The sequence below is a fragment of the Streptomyces sp. NPDC005775 genome, from assembly GCF_042871565.1.
Lineage (GTDB): Bacteria > Actinomycetota > Actinomycetes > Streptomycetales > Streptomycetaceae > Streptomyces.
The window spans coordinates 235536-255713 of the sequence record NZ_JBIAIU010000012.1 but is presented as its reverse complement, the minus strand read 5'-3'; the positions used below and the strand labels follow the sequence as shown (position 1 = coordinate 255713).

Below are 20178 nucleotides of genomic sequence, written 5' to 3'. Positions count from 1 at the left end.
GGCAGTCAGGGCCCGTGCGCTGTCCAGAGTGTCAAAGTTCGGGGCCTTCTTTTGTACACATACGGCTCGTGACGGTTACGGGGGCGGGAGGGATAGCCTGGACCCGTGATCAGCGCGATACGCCTCGGGGGCAGCGAAGCCCCCGGCCAGAGCCCGGAGTGCCACAGCGCCCGGGCCATGACTGATCCCCACAGCCCGGCCGGACTGACAAAAATGGTTAATAAGGGCCCGGGCGTCTCTCATAGCGGCATAGCGTCGTCCCAGACCGGAAACCCCGTGTCGTGGCGGTACGTCGCCTTTTTCACCTACGTCACGCAACGGCGCGCGACAGGAGCCAGAGGACATGCAGACCAAGCTGGACGAAGCCAAGGCCGAGCTGCTCGCACGGGCCGCCAAGGTAGCTGACAACAGCCCGGGCGGTGGTGTCGGTGGCCCGGGCGGTACCCCCCGGGTGGACGTCGCGGCCACCGGGGCCGACGACGGCACCGGGGCCGGGCAGGAGCGTCCGGGCCAGGACGTACTGCTCGCCTATCTCCAGCGCTACTACCTCCACACCGCTCCGGAGGACATCGCCGGCCGGGATCCGGTCGACGTCTTCGGCGCCGCCTCCTCCCACTACCGCCTCGCCGAGAACCGCCCGCAGGGCACGGCCAACGTCCGGGTGCACACCCCGACCGTCGAGGAGAACGGCTGGACCTGCAGCCACTCCGTCGTCGAGGTCGTCACCGACGACATGCCGTTCCTGGTGGACTCCGTCACCAACGAGCTGTCCCGCCAGGGCCGCGGCATCCATGTCGTGATCCACCCGCAGGTCATCGTCCGTCGCGACGTGACCGGCAAGCTGATCGAGGTCCTCACCGAGGGCGTCGGCATCTCGACGGGCCCCCAGAACGGCCGCAAGAACGCCAAGGGGGCGAAGGACGCCAAGGCGGAGCTCCCGCACGACGCGCTCGTCGAGTCCTGGATCCACGTGGAGATCGACCGCGAGACCGACCGCGCCGACCTCAAGCAGATCCAGACCGACCTCCTGCGGGTCCTGTCCGACGTACGGGAGACCGTCGAGGACTGGGAGAAGATGCGGGACGCCGCGCTGCGCATCGCCGACGACCTGCCCGGCGAGCCGCTCGACGAGCTCGCCGACGACGAGGTGAACGAGGCCAGGGAGCTCCTGCGCTGGCTCGCCGCCGACCACTTCACCTTCCTCGGCTACCGCGAGTACCAACTGACGGACGGCGACGCGCTGGCCGCCGTGCCGGGCACCGGCCTCGGCATCCTGCGCTCCGACCCGCACCACAGCGAGGACGAGGCGCACCCGGTCAGCCCCTCGTTCGACCGGCTGCCCGCCGACGCCCGGGCCAAGGCCCGCGAGCACAAGCTCCTCATCCTGACCAAGGCCAACAGCCGGGCGACCGTGCACCGGCCCAGCTACCTCGACTACGTCGGCGTGAAGAAGTTCGACGCCGAGGGCAACGTCATCGGTGAGCGCCGCTTCCTCGGTCTGTTCTCGTCCGCCGCCTACACCGAGTCCGTGCGCCGGGTCCCCGTCATCCGCCGCAAGGTCGCCGAGGTGCTGGAGGGCGCGGGCTTCTCGTACAACAGCCACGACGGCCGCGACCTGCTGCAGATCCTGGAGACGTACCCCCGCGACGAGCTCTTCCAGACGCCGCCCGACCAGCTGCGCTCCGTCGTCACCTCGGTGCTCTACCTCCAGGAGCGGCGCCGGCTCCGGCTCTACCTGCGCCAGGACGAGTACGGGCGCTACTACTCCGCGATCGTCTACCTGCCGCGCGACCGCTACACCACCGGTGTGCGGCTGCGGCTGATCGACATCCTCAAGGAGGAGCTGAACGGCACCAGCGTCGACTTCACCGCCTGGAACACCGAGTCGATCCTGTCCAGGCTGCACTTCGTCGTCCGGGTCGCCCCCGGCAGCGAGCTGCCGAGCCTCACGGACGCCGAGGCCGACCGCATCGAGGCCCGGCTCGTCGAGGCCGCCCGCTCGTGGGCCGACGGCTTCCAGGAGGCGCTGGGCGCCGAGTGCGGTGAGGAACGTGCCGCCGAACTGCTGCGTCAGTACGGGCACTCGTTCCCCGAGGGCTACAAGGCCGACCACTCGCCGCGCTCCGCCGTGGCCGACCTGGTCCACCTCGAAGCGCTCAAGCAGGACGGGAAGGACTTCGCCCTCAGCCTGTACGAGCCGGTGGGGGCCGCCCCCGGCGAGCGCCGGTTCAAGATCTACCGGACGGGCGAGCAGGTCTCCCTGTCGGCCGTCCTCCCGGCCCTCCAGCGGCTCGGCGTCGAGGTCGTCGACGAGCGTCCGTACGAGCTGCGCTGCGCTGACCGTACCCACGCCTGGATCTACGACTTCGGGCTGCGGATGCCGCAGGCCACGGCCAACGGCGGCTACCTGGCCGACGACGCCCGCGAACGGTTCCAGGAGGCCTTCGCCGCCGTATGGACCGGCGAGGCGGAGAACGACGGCTTCAACGCGCTGGTGCTGAGCGCCGGGCTGAACTGGCGGCAGGCGATGGTGCTGCGCGCCTACGCCAAGTACCTGCGCCAGGCCGGGTCCACGTTCAGCCAGGACTACATGGAGAGCACTCTCCAGAACAACGTCCACACCACCCGGCTGCTGGTCTCGCTCTTCGAGGCCCGGATGTCGCCGGATCGCCAGAGCGCCGGTACGGAGCTGACCGACGGGCTCCTCGAAGAACTCGACGGGGCCCTGGACCAGGTCGCCTCGCTCGACGAGGACCGGATCCTGCGGTCCTTCCTCACCGTCATCAAGGCCACGCTGCGCACCAACTTCTTCCAGCGTGCGGAGGGCGGCGAGCCGCACGGCTACGTGTCGATGAAGTTCGACCCGCAGTCGATCCCGGACCTGCCGGCGCCCCGCCCGGCGTTCGAGATCTGGGTCTACTCGCCGCGCGTCGAGGGCGTCCACCTGCGCTTCGGCAAGGTCGCCCGCGGTGGGCTGCGCTGGTCCGACCGGCGCGAGGACTTCCGTACGGAGATCCTCGGCCTGGTCAAGGCGCAGATGGTGAAGAACACCGTCATCGTGCCGGTCGGCGCGAAGGGCGGCTTCGTCGCCAAGCAGCTTCCCGACCCCTCCGTCGACCGGGACGCCTGGATGGCCGAGGGCATCGCCGCCTACCGCACCTTCATCTCGGCGCTGCTCGACATCACCGACAACATGGTGGCCGGCGAGGTCGTGCCGCCCAAGGACGTCGTCCGGCACGACGAGGACGACACCTACCTCGTCGTCGCCGCCGACAAGGGCACCGCGAAGTTCTCCGACATCGCCAACGAGGTCGCCGTCGCGTACGGCTTCTGGCTCGGTGACGCGTTCGCCTCCGGCGGTTCGGCCGGTTACGACCACAAGGGCATGGGCATCACGGCCCGCGGCGCCTGGGAGTCCGTCAAGCGGCACTTCCGGGAGCTCGGTCACGACACGCAGACCGAGGACTTCACGGTCGTCGGCGTCGGCGACATGTCGGGCGACGTGTTCGGCAACGGGATGCTGCTCTCCGAGCACATCCGGCTCGTCGCGGCCTTCGACCACCGGCACATCTTCATCGACCCCAAGCCCGACGCCGCGACCTCGTACGCCGAGCGTCGCCGTCTCTTCGACCTGCCGCGCAGCTCCTGGGCCGACTACGACAAGCAGCTGATCTCCGCGGGCGGTGGCATCCACCCGCGCAGCGCCAAGTCCATCCCGGTCAACGCGCACATGCGCGAGGCGCTCGGCATCGAGGCCGGGGTCGCCAAGATGACGCCCGCCGACCTGATGCAGGCCATTCTCAAGGCCCCCGTCGACCTGGCGTGGAACGGCGGCATCGGGACGTACATCAAGTCCTCCGCCGAGTCGAACGCGGACGTCGGCGACAAGGCCAACGACGCGATCCGCGTCAACGGCGAGGACCTGCGGGCCAAGGTCGTCGGCGAGGGCGGCAACCTCGGTGCCACCCAGCTCGGCCGCATCGAGTTCGCCCGTACCGGCGGCCGGATCAACACCGACGCGATCGACAACAGCGCCGGCGTGGACACCTCCGACCACGAGGTGAACATCAAGATCCTGCTCAACGGCCTGGTGCGGGACGGCGACATGACGGTCAAGCAGCGCAACAAGCTGCTCGCCGAGATGACCGACGAGATCGGCCACCTGGTGCTGCGCAACAACTACGCGCAGAACACCGCGCTCGCCAACTCGGTGGCCCAGGCGCCCTCCCTGCTCCACGCCCAGCAGCGCTTCATGCGCCGGCTGGGCCGTGACGGCTACCTCGACCGGGCCCTGGAGTTCCTGCCCACCGACCGGCAGATCCGCGAACTGCTGAACGCCGGCAAGGGGCTGAGCCAGCCCGAGCTGGCCGTGCTGCTCGCCTACACGAAGATCACGGCGGCGCAGGAGCTGATCGGGACGAACCTGCCGGACGACCCGCACCTGCAGAAGCTGCTGCACGCGTACTTCCCGCAGCAGTTGCGCGAGCGCTACCCGGACTCGGTCGACGGGCACGCGCTGCGGCGCGAGATCATCACGACGGTCCTGGTGAACGACACGGTGAACACCGGTGGTTCGACCTTCCTGCACCGGCTGCGGGAGGAGACCGGTGCCTCGATCGCGGAGATCGTGCGGGCGCAGTTCGCGGCCCGGGAGATCTTCGGTCTCGGCCAGGTGTGGGACGCCGTCGAGGCGCTCGACAACAAGGTCGCCGCCGATGTGCAGACCCGGATCCGGCTGCATTCGCGCCGGCTCGTCGAGCGCGGCTCGCGCTGGCTGCTCGGCAACCGGCCGCAGCCGCTGGAGATCGCCGGGACGATCGACTTCTTCCGGGACGGTGTCGAGCAGGTCTGGGCCGAGCTGCCCAAGATGCTGATGGGTGCCGACCAGGAGTGGTACCAGGGAATCCTGGACGAGCTCACCGGGGCGGGTGTTCCGGACGCGCTGGCGCAGCGCGTCGCCGGATTCTCGTCGGCCTTCCCGGCGCTCGACATCGTGGCGATCGCCGACCGCACGGACAAGGACCCGTTGGCCGTCGCCGAGGTGTACTACGACCTCGCGGACCGGCTGGGCATCACCCAGCTGATGGACCGGATCATCGAGCTGCCGCGGGCCGACCGCTGGCAGTCGATGGCCCGTGCCTCCATCCGTGAGGACCTGTACGCGGCGCATGCGGCGCTCACCGGTGACGTGCTGAGCGTGGGCGGCGGGGCGTCCTCGCCGCAGGAGCGGTTCGAGGCGTGGGAGGAGAAGAACGCGGCGATCCTGTCGCGGTCGCGGTCCACGCTGGAGGAGATCCAGGGGTCGGACGCGTTCGATCTGGCGAACCTGTCGGTGGCCATGCGGACGATGCGGACGTTGCTGCGTACGCACGCGTAGCGTGCGGGGGTGAGGTGGCTGCCGGTGCGTATCGGTGGCCGCCTCACCCTTCATCGCCGGGCGGGCTTGGTGGTTCGGTGCGGGCTGTCCGGGGCTCGGGTTGTGTCCTCAATCGCCGGACGGGCTTGAGTCGCCGGGGGCGGGCTTGGTGTACCGGGTGCGGGCTGTCCGGGGCTCGGGTCGTGTCCTCAATCGCCGGACGGGCTTGAGTTGCCGGGGGCGGGCTTGAGTTGCCGGGGGGCGGGCTTGGTGTACCGGGTGCGGGGCGTCCGAGGCTCGGGTTGTGTCCTCAATCGCTGGACGGGCCTGAGTTGCGGGTGAAGTGCTCGTACGCCGCCACGACCTCCTTCGCCGGGCCGTCCATCCGTAGCGTTCCCGCCTCCAGCCAGATCGCCCGGTCGCAGGTTTCGGTGATCGACTTGTTGTGGTGGCTGACCAGGAACACCGTGCCGGCCTTCTCGCGCAGTTCGATGATCCGGTCCTTGCTGCGCCGCTGGAAGCGGGCGTCGCCCGTGGAGAGTGCCTCGTCGATCAGCAGCACGTCGTGGTCCTTGGCCGCGGCGATCGAGAAGCGCAGCCGGGCGCCCATGCCGGAGGAGTACGTGCGCATCGGCAGGGTGATGAAGTCGCCCTTCTCGTTGATTCCGGAGAAGTCGACGATGTCGTCGTAGCGGGCCCGGATCTCGTCGCGGCTCATGCCCATCGCGAGTCCGCCGAGCACGACGTTGCGCTCGCCGGTCAGATCGCTCATCAGCGCCGCGTTCACCCCGAGCAGCGAGGGCTGGCCCTGGGTGTGGACGCGGCCCTTCGTGGCGGGCAGCAGTCCGGCGATCGCCTTGAGCAGGGTCGACTTCCCCGAGCCGTTGGAGCCGATCAGGCCGATCGCCTCACCCTTGTACGCGGCGAAGCTGACCCCCTTCACGGCGTGTACCTCGCGCACCCCCGGGGTCTGCCGGCGCGAGACGAGCCGGCTCAGGGCCGAGGTGGCGCTGCCCTTGCCGGTACGGGCGCCGTGGACCTTGTACGTGATGTGGACGTCGTCGACGACGACCGTCGGTACTGCGCGATCCGTGTGGTCAGCCACGTCCGTAACTCTCCTCGGCCCGCCAGAAGTAGAGGAACCCGCCCACGCCGCACACCAGCGCCCAGCCGGTGGCGACGGCCCACACGTGCGGGGGGAGCTGGGTGCTGTGGAAGCTGTCGATCAGGGCGAAACGCATCAGGTCGATGTAGACGGCCGCCGGATTGATCTCCAGCGCCAGCTTCGCCAGGTACGGAACCCGGTCGCCCGCCAGGCGCGAGTCGAGGCTCCACATGACGCCCGACGCGTACATCCAGGTGCGCAGGATGAAGGGCATCAGCTGGGCGATGTCAGGTGTCCGGGCGGTCAGCCGGGCGAAGACCATCGAGACACCCGTGTTGAACAGCGCCTGCAACGCCAGGGCCGGGACCGCCAGCAGCCAGGAGACCTGCGGGAACTGGCCGAACGCCAGCAGGATCAGCACCAGGGCGCCCAGGGAGAAGAGCAGCTGCTGAAGCTGTTGCAGGGCAAGGGCGATCGGCAGCGAGGCCCTGGGGAAGTGCAGTGCCCGTACGAGGCCGATGTTGCCGCTGATCGCCCGGGTGCCCGCGGTGATCGAGTTGCTGGTGAAGGTCCAGATGAAGACGCCGGTGACCAGGAACGGGACGAAGTCGTTGACGCCCTGCTTGGTCTGCATCAGGACGCCGAAGATGAAGTAGTAGACCGTCGCGTTGAGCAGCGGGGTCATGAGCTGCCAGATCTGGCCGAGCTTCGCCTGGCTGTACTGGGCGGTGAGCTTGGCGGTGGCGAACGCGGTGATGAAGTGCCGTCGCCCCCACAGCTGCCGGACGTACACCGGGAGCCTCGGGCGGGCCCCGCTCACCGTCAGTCCGTGCCGGGCGGCGAGGGCGGCGAGCTCGCCCGGGCCGTGGTCGGGCAGGGCGGCGTGTGCGGAGAGGGGCGGGGAGGTGGACGGCGGGGCGTCCACCCGGGCCGGGGTTGTTGTCTGGCTCACCACGATCGCTTTCGAGGGAAGGCGGGTAGGACGGGGAAGGCGCAGCAGCGACGGAACGGCACCGTATCGTCGCAACGCCGAGGGTAGGACGCGTTACGTCGCTACGCAACTGTTTCGTCGTCGCGGACTATGATTCGGCCATGACCACCGACCCGGGAAGCCGCCGCCGTGCCCCCGCCGGAGCCGCCGTGCTCCGCGAGGACGTGACCGATGCGATCCGCAGCGCGGTCTTCGAGGAGCTGGCCGCGGTCGGCTTCGCCCGGATGTCCATCGAGGGCATCGCCCGGCGGGCCGGCGTCGGGAAGACCGCCGTCTACCGCCGCTGGAAGTCCAAGCTGCACATGGTCCTGGACCTGGTCTCCGCCGTCGCGGTGCAGGGCATGCCCGCCCCGGCCACGGGTTCGCTGTACGGGGACGTCCGCGCCGTGCTCGAACTGGCCGCCTACGCCCTGCGCCACCCGCTCGCCTCCCAGGTCATCCCGGACCTGCTGGTCGAGGCGGCCCGCAATCCGGAGATCTCCGACACCATCAAGGCCGCCCTGCTCGACCCGCAGCAGGGCATCGCCGCCGTGGTCGTCCGGGAAGCCGTCGCGCGCGGGGAACTGCCGCCGGACAGCGACCCCGACCGCGCCCTCGACCTGATCGTCGGGCCCCTCTACTGGCGGCTCGCGGTCGTCAGGGGCGAGCTGCCCGCGGGCTATCTGGACGATCTCGCGGCCTCGGCCGTGGCCGCCCTCACCCGCTGACCGCAGGCTGGGGCGGGGTGGGGCCGCCGGCGCGCCGGGCATCGGCGTCAGCATCATGACCGAGACATCACTCGTTGGGGACCGTAACCGGTGACCCCCGGCCGTTCACGGGGTTGAGCTATACGGATCGCCAGGCCCCCGATGAACGGATGTGCTCGCCATGCCGCCACGGCTCAGTGTCGTTGTCCCCGTTTACAACGTGGAACCCTTCCTGACGGACTGCCTGAAGTCCCTCGCGGAGCAGACCGTCACCGACCTCGAAGTCGTGATGGTCGACGACGGATCCACCGACGGCAGCGCGGCCCTGGCCGCCGGGTTCGCCGCGCAGGACGACCGCTTCCGGCTGGTCAGCCAGAAGAACGGCGGACTGGGCCACGCCCGCAACACCGGCGTCCGCCACTGCGACCCGGGCAGCCGCTACCTCGCCTTCGTCGACAGCGACGACATCGTCCCGCCCCGCGCGTACGAACTGCTGGTCGGCTCGCTGGAGGAGACCGGCTCGGACCTCGCGTCCGGCAACGTCCTGCGGCTGCGGACCGACGGCAGGCTCCAGCAGTCGCCCATGTTCCGGGCGCCCATGGCGACCACCCGGCAGCGCACCCACATCTCCCGCGACCGGGAGCTCGCCGGTGACCGGATCGCCTGCAACAAGGTGTTCCGCCGCTCCTTCTGGGACGAGCACGCGTTCGCCTTCCCCGTCGGCGCGCTCTACGAGGACATCCCGGTCGTGCTGCCCGCCCACTACCTGGCCGGCTCCGTCGACATCGTCAAGGACCCCGTCTACCACTGGCGGGACCGCCCCGGCTCGATCACCGCCGGCCGGGCCGTCGTCCGCGGCATCCGCGACCGGGTCGCGCACGTGCGGGAGGTCTGCGCCTTCCTGACGGCGAACCGCACGGCCGCCGAACGGAACCACTACGAGGCGCACGTCCTCGCCAACGACCTCCGGTACTTCATGGAGGTCCTGGCCGACGGCGACGACGCGTACCGCGCCGCCTTCCTGACGCACACCAACGCGTTCATCGACCAGATCGACCCGGCGGTGCTCGACGGGCTCCCGGTGCGGCTGCGGCTGATGTGGCACCTGGTGCGTGAGCGCCGTATGGAGGAACTGCTGGCCCTGATCGCCTTCGACAAGCGCGAGCCCGGCGCCTTCGCCGTACGCGGACTGCGCCGCCGGCGGGCCGGGTACCCGCCGCTGACCGGGCCGGTGCCGGACCGGGTGCTGCGCGTCGGCGACAGCGATCTGCCGCTGGTCGGCCGGCTGCGGGAGGTCCGCTGGCAGGACGGCAAGCTGCACCTGAAGGGGTACGCGTACATCCGCAACCTGCCCGTCACCTCGCCCCCCTCCGAATTCCGGGCCGCCTGGCTGCGGGCGGGCCGGCGGCAGGTGGTCCCGCTGAGGCTGCGCAGGACCGTCGAGCCCGAGGCCACCGCGCGCTCCAGGCAGAGCCTGCACGACTACGACCGTTCGGGCTTCGAGGCGGTGCTCGACCCTGCCCGGCTCCGCCTCCCCGCCGACGGCCCGGCCGGCCACGTCACCTGGCGCCTGGAACTCGGCGTCGCGAGAAAGGGGATGCTGCGGCGCTCCGCACCCAGCACCGCCGAGGCCCCCGTGGCGCCCCCCGTGCACCGGCCCGACGGCGATCACCGGATCGTGCTGGTCTTCGACGCCGACCGGCTGGTCCTGCACGCCGAGCGGATCGACGCACGCTTCGAGACGCACCGCGCGGGCGAGGCGGCCGACGGGACGGCCACCGTCGTCATCGACGGCATGCTCCGGAACCGGCTCGGCGGCCAGGACCTGCGCCTCGGCCTCACCCACCGCTCCTCCGGCGCCGCCTTCGAGTGCCCGGTGACGGTGCAGGAGGACGCCGCGCACCCGGCGACGGGCTGGCGGCGCTTCACCGCCGCGATCCCGCTCACCGCTCTCCCCGACGCCCGGCCGGCATCCTCGCAAGGGCGGGCGGGCATCCCGTACAGCGTGCATCTCATCGGCCCCGGCGGCCGCCGCACCCCCCTCGATGTACCCGGACCCGTGCCCCCGGGCCGCTACCCGCTCGCACCGGTCGGTGACGAGCCCCGGGAGTTCGGCCTCACCGTGAGCGCGCGCGGCAATCTGCTGATCAGCGACCGCCCGGTCCAGCCCGCCGTCGAACTGGCCGCCTGGACGCAGGACGGGAAGCTGCTCCTGGAGGGCACCTTCGCGGACGGCCCCGGGCGCGCGGTCGAGCTGGTGGCCCGGCACAGCGGCCACCACGAGGAGGCGGTCTTCCCCGTCGAGTTCACCGGTCCGCCGGAGGAGCGCCGGTTCACGGCCGAACTGCGGCCGGACGCCGTCGAGAGGGGCGGCGGCGCACTGCCGCTGGGGGAGGGCAACTGGTACTTCTTCCTCCGCGAGAAGGGTGCCACCGACGAGACCCGTGAAGCCGCGCTGCGCCTCCCGGCCGCCGTCCACCACACCCTGCCCGCGCCCCGCCCCCTGGCAGGCCGCGCGTACGCCATCGAGCGGCGCTTCCACGACCAGCTGCTGCTGAGCTGCGCACCCCCGCTCGACGCCACGGAACGCGGCCCCCTGGCCCGGCGGCGGCTCAGAGAGGCCCATGCCGCGCAGCGCACCGCGTCGCTGCGCGAGACCGTGCTGTTCAGCAGCTTCGACGGCCGCCAGTGCTCGGACTCACCGCGTGCCGTCCAGGAGGAGCTGACCCGGCGCGGGAGCGGCCCGGAACAGCTGTGGGTCGTACGCGACGGTCAGGCGCGCGTCCCGGCGGGGGCCACCGCCGTGGAGCACGGTTCGGCCGCCTGGCACGAGGCGCTGGCCCGCAGCCGGTACATCGTCACCAACACCCAGCTGCCCGAGTGGTTCGAACGCCGCGAGGGCCAGACCGTCGTCCAGACCTGGCACGGAACCCCGCTCAAGCGCATCGGCCTCGATCTCGCCGGGACCGCCGAGGCGAACCGCGCCTACATCGACACCCTCGAACAGCGCGCCCGCCAGTGGAGCTTCCTGGTCTCCCCGAACACGTACGCCACCCCCGTGCTGCGCCGCTCCTTCGGTTTCGAGGGCGACGTCTTGGAGTGCGGCTATCCGCGCAACGACCTCTTCCACGCCCCGGACCGGACCAAGGTCGCCGCCGCGGTACGGGAGACCCTCCAGATCCCCGACGGCAAACGGGTCGTGCTCTACGCACCGACCTGGCGCGAGGACCGGCCGGGACACCGCGGCCGCTACACCATGGACCTGCGGCTCGACCTCGCCGCGGCCGAGCGCGAACTCGGCGCGGACACCGTGCTGCTGATCCGCCGCCACTACCTGGTCAGTGACCGGATCCCGGACAGCGGCACGGGATTCGTCCGGGACGTCTCGCGCTACCCGGAGGCCGGCGAGCTGATGCTGATCAGCGACGCGCTGGTGACCGACTACTCCTCGATGATGTTCGACTTCGCGCAGACCGGCCGCCCGATGCTCTTCCACACGTACGACCTCGAGCACTACCGCGACACGCTGCGCGGATTCGCCTTCGACTTCGAGTCGCGGGCACCCGGCCCGCTGATCCCGGAGTCCGCGGACCTCGTCGAGGCCCTGCGCGACCCGGTGCGGGCGACGGCGGGACACGCGGGGGCGTACGAGGCGTTCCGGCGGGACTTCTGCGACCTCGACGACGGCCGGGCGGCCGCCCGGGTGGTGGACCGGATGCTGTAGTCCGCAGCCCCGCGCCCTCCCGCCCCCGGACGGGCGGGACGCCGGGTGAACTGCTGGGTGACGCGGTGGTCCACACGCGTTGACGCACGGATTGTCCGAACTACGTGAACCGTTCGAGTGATTCGGAGCATGTGGGGATTGCACGGATGCGCAGGGAATCCGAGTCGGGGGCCGGATAAGTATGTTCATCGGTGCGTTGCATAGTGACGTCAGGTTGCTACGTTCTGTTTTCATGGGTATCCGAATGTGGTGCGAAGCCTGGGATGTGCGACGGGCCAGAGCCGCTGTGCTTGTCGCGGCGGCGGTCGGCCTCCTCACTCGCACGCTCATCGCCGCGAATGATCCGGGACCTGCCGATGTGCGCTTCTTCCAGGGATTCGCCAAGGCCGTCACCGTCTACGGACCCATTCGAATCTATGAACAGCCGCTGCCCGGTCTGCCCGTCTACAACCATCCGCCGCTGGCCGGCTGGATGCTGCTCGCTCTGAACAACATTTCGGAATTCGGAATCTCGTTCGCCACGTTGATCAGATGGCCGGCGTCGATCGCCGACTTCTTCTGTGTCCTGCTGGTGTTCGAAATCGTCCGCAGGCGCGCCCCGTTGCGCACCGCGCTGCTGTGCGGGATCGGCGTGGCCGTCAGCCCGGTACTGATCGCCACGTCCGGCTATCACGGCAACACCGACGCCGTCGCCGTCATGTTCGCCCTGGCCGCCGCCCATCTGCTGGCCGACCGCAGGTCCCCGCTCGCCGCGGGGGTGGCCGCGGCGCTCTCGATCAGCGTCAAGTTCATCCCGGTCGTGGTGATCCCGGCGCTGCTCGTCGCCGCGCTGCGGGGCGGGCGGCCGGTCCTGGTCCGCTTCGCCGCCGGGTTCGCCGCCGTGTTCGCGCTGGTGTGGGGCCCGGCCCTGGTGACCGTGCCGCAGGACCTCCAGCGGCACGTGCTGGAGTACGCCGGCGGCAGTTACCGCCTCTGGGGACTGGTCCGGTTCGCCGACGTGTTCGGCCTGCCGGAGTCCGTCATCGCCTTCATGCAGGGCGGTGGTCACTTCCTCTTCGTCCTGCTGTGCGTGGCCGCCGGCGCCTGGCTCGCCTGGCTGCGACCCGCGCAACTGCCGGGCGTCGTCGCCGTCACGCTGGGCCTGTTGCTGCTCCTGTCCACCGCGTCCGGCCTGCAGTACCTGACCTGGGCGGCGGCCGGAATGTTCGTCCTCGGCCTCTGGGAGGGGATCGCGTACAGCTCCGTGGTGGGGCTGACGGCCGTCCTCGGCTACAGCGGGCGCTCGGCCGTGCGCTGGAGCGAGCCGGTGCTGTACCTGGGCGCCGCGGGCTGGATCGTCCTCGCGGCCGGACTGGTCACCGGCGCCCACCGCCTCCTCGCCACCGGGCCGGGCGGGGGCCCGGCCGCCCCTGCCGGGCGGGCGCGGGTCTCCGTACCCCGTACCGACCGGCCCTCCGAGTCCACCGTCACCTGACCACGGCCCCGAGTGCCACCGCCACCGTCCCCTCCCCGACCCCAGCCACGAGCACCGAGCCCAACTGGAGAACGCCCCGTGAAGGAAAGCCCGAGCCCCAGGATCGGCATCCTGGTGGTCGCGTACAACGCCGAGACCACGCTGGAGAAGACCCTCGACCGGATTCCGGAGGATTTCCGTTCCCGGGTCGACGAGATCCTCATTCTCGACGACGCGAGTCATGACGCCACCTTCACCGCCGGCTGCCGCTGGTCCCAGGCGGAGGGAATGCCGCAGACCGTGGTGATGCGGCACACCAAGAACCTCGGATACGGCGGAAACCAGAAAGCGGGATACGCGCTGGCGGCCGCGCACGGACTCGACATCATCGTGCTCCTGCACGGCGACGGACAGTACGCCCCCGAACTGCTCCCCGACATGGTCGCCCCGATCGAGAACGGCGAATGCGAAGCCGTGTTCGGGTCGCGGATGATGAAATCCGGCAGCGCCCTCAAGGGGGGAATGCCGATGTACAAGTGGCTGGGCAACCGCGTTCTCACCCGGCTGGAGAACGGGCTGCTCGGATCGAAACTCACCGAATTCCACTCCGGTTACCGCGCCTACAGCGTCGAGGCGCTGAAGAAGCTGCCCATCGACCGGAACACGGACGCCTTCGACTTCGACACCCAGATCATCGTCCAGCTGCTGGACGCGGGTATGCGGATCAAGGAGATCCCGGTCCCCACGTACTACGGCGACGAGATCTGCTACGTCAACGGCATGAAGTACGCGAAGGACGTCGTCAAGGACGTCCTCGAATACCGGCTGGCGGTGAAGGGGTTCGGAACCTGCGCCTGGATCCCCAAGCCCGTGGAGTACGCCTTCAAGGAGGGCGACGGCTCCTCGCACGCGGTCATCCTGGAGAAGATGCGGAACATGCCCCCCGGCCGGGTCCTGGACCTCGGCTGCTCCGGCGGGCTGTTCGCACAGCGCCTCGAAGCCCTCGGCCACGAGGTGACGGGCGTGGACTACGTCGAGGTGCCCGGTGTGCGCGAGAAGTGCTCCCACTTCCACCTCGCCAACCTGGAGGAGGGGCTGCCCGACGGCATCGGCACCGGCTTCGACTACGTGGTGGCCGGGGACGTCATCGAGCACCTCTCCCGCCCCGAACGCGTACTCGCCGAGGTCGCCACCGTGCTCCGGCCCGGCGGCGAGGTGCTGCTCTCCGTGCCGAACTTCAGCCACTGGTACTCACGGCTGCGGGTCGCGCTGGGGGCCTTCGACTACGACCGCCGAGGCATCCTCGACGAAACGCATCTGCGCTTCTTCACCCGGGCGAGTCTGCGCCGCACCGTTCGCGCCGCGGGCTACGACGTCCTGGACATCGCCTCGACGGGGGCGCCGTTCTGGTCACTCCTGGGCGGCGGGCCGCTCGCCGCCGTGCTCGGCGCGCTGTCGAGGCTGCTGACCCGGATCCGGCCGACCCTGTTCGGCTATCAGCACGTCGCACTGCTCACCCCGCATGCGGCCGAGACGATCATCGCTGGAGAGCACGTCGATGTACAGGACATCCTCAACCGACAGTACGTCCCCGCCGACCGGGTCGGAGTCTGAGGCGACGATCCCCGAACCCACCCAGGCCCCGGCAACCGAGTCCCGGGCCGCCGCCGTCAGGAGCAAGGCCTTGTCCCTCCCCAGTCTGATCCTGCTGCTGTTCGCCGTGTTCTCGTCGGCGGGCGGTCAGATCATGCTCAAACACGGGATGAAGGGCGCCGTCGCCACCGCCGGGCGGGACGGCGGCTCGGTCGCGCTGCGCGCTGCCACCAGCCCGTGGGTCGTACTCGGGCTGGTCGTCTTCGCGGTGTCCGCCCTCGCCTGGATGTCGACCCTGGCCAAGGTGCCGCTGTCCATCGCCTACCCGTTCAACGCCCTCGGCTACCTGCTGATCGTGGGCGCGGGGGCGACGGTGCTGCACGAGCGGACCTCGATGTGGACCTGGGGCGGATCGCTGCTCGTGGTGATCGGCCTCGCCACGGTCATGGCGGGCCAGCAACGCTGAGCCCGGACCCGCGCACATGCCGAAGGGCCCGCCACCGGGTGGCGGGCCCTTCGCGTACGCGGGTCAGACGGGCGAGGGCTCCTCGTTCAGCAGCACCCGGCGCACCACGCGCTCGGCGGCACGGCCGTCGTCGTACGGGCAGAAGCGGTCCCGGAAGGACGTCAGGAGCTCTCGGCTCGCCGGGCTGTTCCAGCTGCCGTCGTTGAAGATCCGCGCCAGCTCGTCCGTGGTCGTCGCCACGGCCCCCGGGGTCTCGCCGGGCCTGCCGGAGAGCAGGTCGAACACGACGCCGCGGACCGTGCGGTACGTCTCCCAGTCCGGGGCGTGCACCACGATCGGGCGGTTCAGGTGCGCGTAGTCGAACATCACCGACGAGTAGTCCGTGATCAGCGCGTCTGCAGCCAGACAGAGGTCCTCGATCCGGGGGTGGTCGCTGACGTCGATGACCGACGGGCTCGCGGGCAGCCCCGCGCCGCCGTAGAAGTAGTGGGCGCGCACCAGGACGACGGTGTCCGGGCCCACCGCCGCGCAGAACCGTTCCAGGTCCAGGCGGCTGGTGAAGGCGGCCTCGTAGTCGCGGTGGGTGGGGGCGTACAGCAGGGCGCGCTGCCCGGGCCGGATGCCGAGGCCCTCCCGCACCGCCCGGACCTGTTCGGCGGTCGCCGACGCGAGGACGTCGTTGCGCGGGTACCCCGACTCCAGGCTCCGCGCGGCGCCCGGGTAGGCGCGGGCCCAGACCTCGGTGGAGTGCGGATTGGCGGAGACGCTCCAGTCCCAGCGGTCGATCCGCTTGAGCAGCCGGTCGAAGTTCAGCCCCTGGGCGGCCGCCGGGTAGTCCTGCTGGTCCAAGCCCATGATCTTCAGCGGGGTGCCGTGGTGCGTCATGACATGGACCTGGCCGGGGCGCTTGACCACGTGGTCGGGAAAGTTGACGTTGTTGAAGAAGTACGTGGCGCGGGCCATCGTCGCCCAGTAGCGGCGGGTGCCGGGCACCACGTGGTCGATGCCCTCCGGCACCGAGTCCACCTGGTTCTTCGAGACCACCCACACCCCGCGCACCCCCGGCGCCAGCTCCCGCGCCTTGCGGTAGACGGCCTCCGGATTGCAGCTGACCCCGCGGTTCCAGTACGCGGCGTAGACGGCGAGCCCGCGGTCCAGCGGGAGCTTGCGCTGCCACCAGTAGTAGCGCCTGCTCAGGCCGCGCCTGGTCCGGTCCCGCACCGCGTCCGGCGCCGCCCGCAGCCCGCGGCGCAGGGCCAATGCCATGTCGAGGGCGCCGAGCGCGGCGTGACGGCCGCCGCCGAACAGCCGGGGCCGCAGCCCGCGCGCGCCGCCGGGGAAGCGGTACCCGGCGGGCCGGTACGTGCGGTGGAAGGCTGCCACGGAGCGTACGTAGCGCCTGCGCCGGCGCGTCACGTCCGGATAGCCGGACAGCAGCTCCTGGACGGCCCGCTCGAAGAGCAGCGGCTGCACGGCGAGGAGCCGGGGGCGCTCGCGGAGGAACTCCATCAGCCCGGCGTACGCCTCGACGAGCTCGGCCGGTGCGGGCCCCGGCGCCTCGTCGTCGAGGCCCGGCAGGTAGCGCTGCTGGCGGTGTTCGACGCACGCGGTGGGCAGGACGGCCACGGACTCGGCGGCGGCGACGGTCTGGAGGGCGTAGATCCGCTCCCCGTGCTTACCGGGCCCGAAGGCCAGCTTCTCGCCCTCGTGCAGGGTGCGGCGCACGGCCCGGTTCCAGGACACCGGGGCGATGTCGAGGAGCGCGGCCTGTCCCTTCGCGGCCAGCGGCCCGTCGGAGAGTTCACCCAGCCGCTCCAGCGACCTGCTGGGACGGGCTCGCCCGCGAAACGGCCGCTTGTGATGGCCGAACAGCAGCAGATCGGGCTCGCCCGCCGCCGCGAGCCGGTCGGCGACCGCCTCCAGCGCGCCCGGCAGGAGCACGAAGTTGGCCTCCAGGAACAGCAGATAGTCCCCGAGGGCGCGCTCGGCCCCCGCGTTGCGGCAGCCCTCCGGCCCCGCGCCGTCCGGGAGGTGGATGACCTGCACCCGCTCGTCGCGGGCGGCGAACTCGTCGAGCAGCAGCCCCGAACCGTCGGGCGCCCCGTCGTCGGCACCGATCACCTCGATGTCCGTGAACGACTGGGAGAGCACCGACTCCAGGCACGCGCGCAGACTGCCCCGGGCGCGGCGGACGGGGATGATGACACTCAGGCGGGGCATACGGACTCTTTCTCCGACACCGGCGTGCGGAGCGGCAGAACAGGGGCGCGGCGCGCCGAGGCGCGCGCGCCGACGGTGGGGGCGGGTACTCCGTAAACGCCCGATGGAGTGACGGGGTTACGCCGGATACCGCCACTCCCGCGAAACGCCGGTGGGGACACCCCCGGTGAAACGGTCAGGGATGCCCCCACGTGCCGGCCGGCCCGAGTGGCGCGGTGACGGACCTGATGCGCGGCAGAGAGTGGATCAGGTCGTCACTTGACGGCGCCCGCCATCACGCCGGAGACGAACTGGCGCTGGAAGGCGAAGAACACCGCGAGCGGAATCACCATCGACACGAAGGCGCCGGGCGCCAGTACGTCGATGTTGTTGCCGAACTGCCGTACCTGCTGCTGGAGCGCCACGGTGATCGGCGGCGAACCGGAGTCCGCGAAGATCAGCGCGACCAGCATGTCGTTCCACACCCAGAGGAACTGGAAGATCCCGAGCGAGGCGATCGCCGGCCCACCGAGCGGCATCACGACCCGGGTGAAGAGCCGGATCTCGCCCGCCCCGTCCAGGCGCGCCGCCTCCAGCAGTTCCCGCGGGATCTCCGCGAAGAAGTTGCGCAGGAGGAAGATCGCGAAGGGCAGACCGAAGGCCGTGTGGAAGATGACCACACCGAAGGTCGTCTCGAAGATCCCGACCGCGCCGAAGAGCTTCGACACCGGGATCAGGGCGACCTGCACCGGGACCACCAGCAGCCCCACGACCAGCAGGAACCACCAGTCACGGCCCGGGAACTCCATCCAGGCGAAGGCGTATCCGGCGAGCGAGCCGATCACCACGACCAGGACCGTCGAGGGGACGGTGATCATGACCGTGCTGAAGAGCGAGTCGGTGATCGTCGAGTTGTCGAGCAGTCGTGCGTAGTTGTCGAAGGTCAGCTCGGAGGGGACGGTGAAGATCTTCCACCAGCCGGTGGCCGAGATCCGGTCCGCCCCGCGCAGCGAGGACAGCATCAGCCCGATGGTCGGCATCAGCCAGAACAGGGCCACCAGGACGAGGAAGACCCGCATGACGCCGCCGCCGGCCCGGGCCGCGATCCGTGCACCGAGCGAACGCCGGGGCTTCACCGCGCCGGTGCCCGGGGCGTCGCCCGGTCCGGCGGGGGCGGCCGTGGCCGAGGGTGTCGTCATCGGCGCCCCTCCTTCCGTATCCGCCTGATGTTGAAGAGCATCACCGGGACCACCAGCAGCAGCAGGAGCACGGCGATGGCGCTGCCGATCCCCAGATCCGCGGAGGTGCCGAACGAGGAGCGGTAGAGCTGGAGTGCCAGCACGTTCGCGTCGTCCAGCGAGGAGCCCGGCGCGATGATGAAGACCAGGTCGAAGACCTTCAGCACGTTGATCATCAGCGTCACCAGCACCACCGCGAGGACCGGGGCGAGCAGCGGCACGGTGATCCGGCGGAACACCTGCCACTCGTTGGCCCCGTCCACCCGGGCCGCTTCCAGGAGTTCACGCGGCAGGCCCGCCAGGCCGGCCGCGATCAGGACCATGGCGAAGCCCGCCCACATCCAGACGTAACTCCCGATGATGGCGGGCGTCACGAACGACGGACCGAGCCAGTCCACCCCGTTGTACGGCTCCTTGAAGTTCGAGGCGGGAAGGCGGAGTTCGGCCCCGTCCGCGGAGGCGGGCAGGGTGAACACCCCGTCGGCGCCCGCCGTGGCGGACGCGACCACCTCGCCGTCCTTGACGGCCTCCACCTTGATGCCCTTGAGCCCCAGCTCCTTGGCGTCGATGACGTTGGGCTTTCCCCCACCGCCCTTGGTGAAGTCCAGCCACGCGGTGCCGGTGATCCCCCCGTCGCCGCCCGCCTCCGGGGCGCGGGCGGGCTTCGCGTCGGTGGGCATCTTCGCCGGCAGCACCCCGACCAGGGGCAGCCGGACCGGCTCCCCGGCCCGTACCGGCACCTTCGTCACGAAGGAGCCGCCGCCCGCCGCCTTCAGCGGGTGGACGGGCAGCGGATGCGCCTTGGGGAAGCCCGCCGACTCGGCGAACGTGTCGTGCACGCCCACCCATACGGCGTTGGCGACCCCGCGCTCCGGGGCCGCGTCGTACACCAGCCGGAAGATGATGCCCGCGGCGAGCATCGAGATCGCCATCGGCATGAAGACGATCAGCTTGAACGCCGTGCCCCAGCGGATGCGTTCCGTCAGCACCGCGAAGATCAGTCCGAGTGCGGTGGAGACGGTCGGGGCGAAGACCACCCAGATCGCGTTGTTCTTGATCGCCGTACGGATCGTGTCGTCCGTGAACAGCGCCTTGTAGTTGTCGAGACCGGCGAACCCGGTGCCCGCCTGGTCGAAGAACGACCGGTAGACGGAGTACACGATCGGATACACCACGAGCGCGCCGAGCAGGACCAGCGCGGGCAGCAGGAAGAGTGCCGCGACGGCCCTGCGGGTGCCGGTCACGCTCCTGTGGCTGGGCCCTTCGCGCAGGGGCGGCTCCCCGGGCACGGGCTTCCTGGGGGCGGGGACCGAGGCCCCGCCGGGCGGTTGCTCGGGCGGTTGCTTGTGGGCGGGGAGCGCCTCGTC

11 protein-coding genes are annotated in these 20178 nt (G+C 70.7%); 6 read left to right on the top strand and 5 right to left on the bottom strand.

What is annotated here, in order from left to right; all coding sequences use genetic code 11:
* Nucleotides 1–343 precede the first annotated feature (343 nt).
* Nucleotides 344–5377 carry an NAD-glutamate dehydrogenase gene (locus tag ACFYPA_RS27000; RefSeq protein WP_359320537.1) on the top strand — a complete coding sequence of 1678 codons (5034 nt, stop codon included), beginning with the start codon at nt 344–346 and terminating at the stop codon, nt 5375–5377.
* Nucleotides 5378–5666: 289 nt separating this feature from the next.
* Here the strand turns inward: ACFYPA_RS27000 and ACFYPA_RS26995 are convergent, their stop codons facing one another.
* Together ACFYPA_RS26995 and ACFYPA_RS26990 are read right to left on the bottom strand one after the other, a co-directional pair.
* Nucleotides 5667–6461, bottom strand: coding sequence for an ABC transporter ATP-binding protein (locus ACFYPA_RS26995; RefSeq protein WP_359082301.1), 795 nt, complete (start codon nt 6459–6461; stop codon nt 5667–5669).
* Nucleotides 6454–7416 (bottom strand): ABC transporter permease, encoded by a 963-nt coding sequence (locus ACFYPA_RS26990; RefSeq protein ID WP_389134593.1) that lies wholly within the window; start codon nt 7414–7416, stop codon nt 6454–6456. The genes ACFYPA_RS26995 and ACFYPA_RS26990 overlap by 8 nt, the downstream gene beginning before the upstream one ends.
* 137 nt (nt 7417–7553) lie before the next feature.
* Between ACFYPA_RS26990 and ACFYPA_RS26985 the strand changes: the two genes are divergently transcribed.
* The 5 genes from ACFYPA_RS26985 (at nt 7554) to ACFYPA_RS26965 (ending at nt 15374) form a co-directional block, all read left to right on the top strand.
* Nucleotides 7554–8159 (top strand): TetR/AcrR family transcriptional regulator, encoded by a 606-nt coding sequence (locus ACFYPA_RS26985; protein WP_359082302.1) that lies wholly within the window; start codon nt 7554–7556, stop codon nt 8157–8159.
* 160 nt (nt 8160–8319) lie between these two features.
* Nucleotides 8320–11862 (top strand): bifunctional glycosyltransferase family 2 protein/CDP-glycerol:glycerophosphate glycerophosphotransferase, encoded by a 3543-nt coding sequence (locus ACFYPA_RS26980; RefSeq protein WP_359082303.1) that lies wholly within the window; start codon nt 8320–8322, stop codon nt 11860–11862.
* A gap of 244 nt (nt 11863–12106) precedes the next feature.
* Nucleotides 12107–13336 carry a glycosyltransferase family 39 protein gene (locus ACFYPA_RS26975; protein WP_389134644.1) on the top strand — a complete coding sequence of 410 codons (1230 nt, stop codon included), beginning with the start codon at nt 12107–12109 and terminating at the stop codon, nt 13334–13336.
* 78 nt (nt 13337–13414) lie between these two features.
* Nucleotides 13415–14929, top strand: coding sequence for a bifunctional glycosyltransferase/class I SAM-dependent methyltransferase (locus tag ACFYPA_RS26970; RefSeq protein ID WP_359082305.1), 1515 nt, complete (start codon nt 13415–13417; stop codon nt 14927–14929).
* Between the two features lie 70 nt (nt 14930–14999).
* Nucleotides 15000–15374, top strand: a complete 375-nt coding sequence (locus ACFYPA_RS26965; protein WP_359082306.1) for a hypothetical protein — start codon at nt 15000–15002, stop codon at nt 15372–15374.
* A gap of 63 nt (nt 15375–15437) precedes the next feature.
* On the opposite strand, the gene ACFYPA_RS26960 is transcribed toward ACFYPA_RS26965, so the two are convergent.
* The 3 genes from ACFYPA_RS26960 to ACFYPA_RS26950 form a co-directional block, all read right to left on the bottom strand.
* On the bottom strand, nt 15438–17594 hold the full coding sequence (locus ACFYPA_RS26960; protein ID WP_359082307.1) for a bifunctional glycosyltransferase family 2 protein/CDP-glycerol:glycerophosphate glycerophosphotransferase: 2157 nt from the start codon (nt 17592–17594) through the stop codon (nt 15438–15440).
* A 254-nt stretch (nt 17595–17848) separates the two neighbouring features.
* On the bottom strand, nt 17849–18772 hold the full coding sequence (locus tag ACFYPA_RS26955) for a carbohydrate ABC transporter permease (RefSeq protein ID WP_359082308.1): 924 nt from the start codon (nt 18770–18772) through the stop codon (nt 17849–17851).
* A complete protein-coding gene (locus tag ACFYPA_RS26950) occupies nt 18769–20055 on the bottom strand; it encodes a sugar ABC transporter permease (protein ID WP_359082497.1) in 1287 nt (428 codons plus the stop codon). Before ACFYPA_RS26950 ends, ACFYPA_RS26955 begins: the two co-directional genes overlap by 4 nt.
* Between the last annotated feature and the right edge of the window lie 123 nt (nt 20056–20178).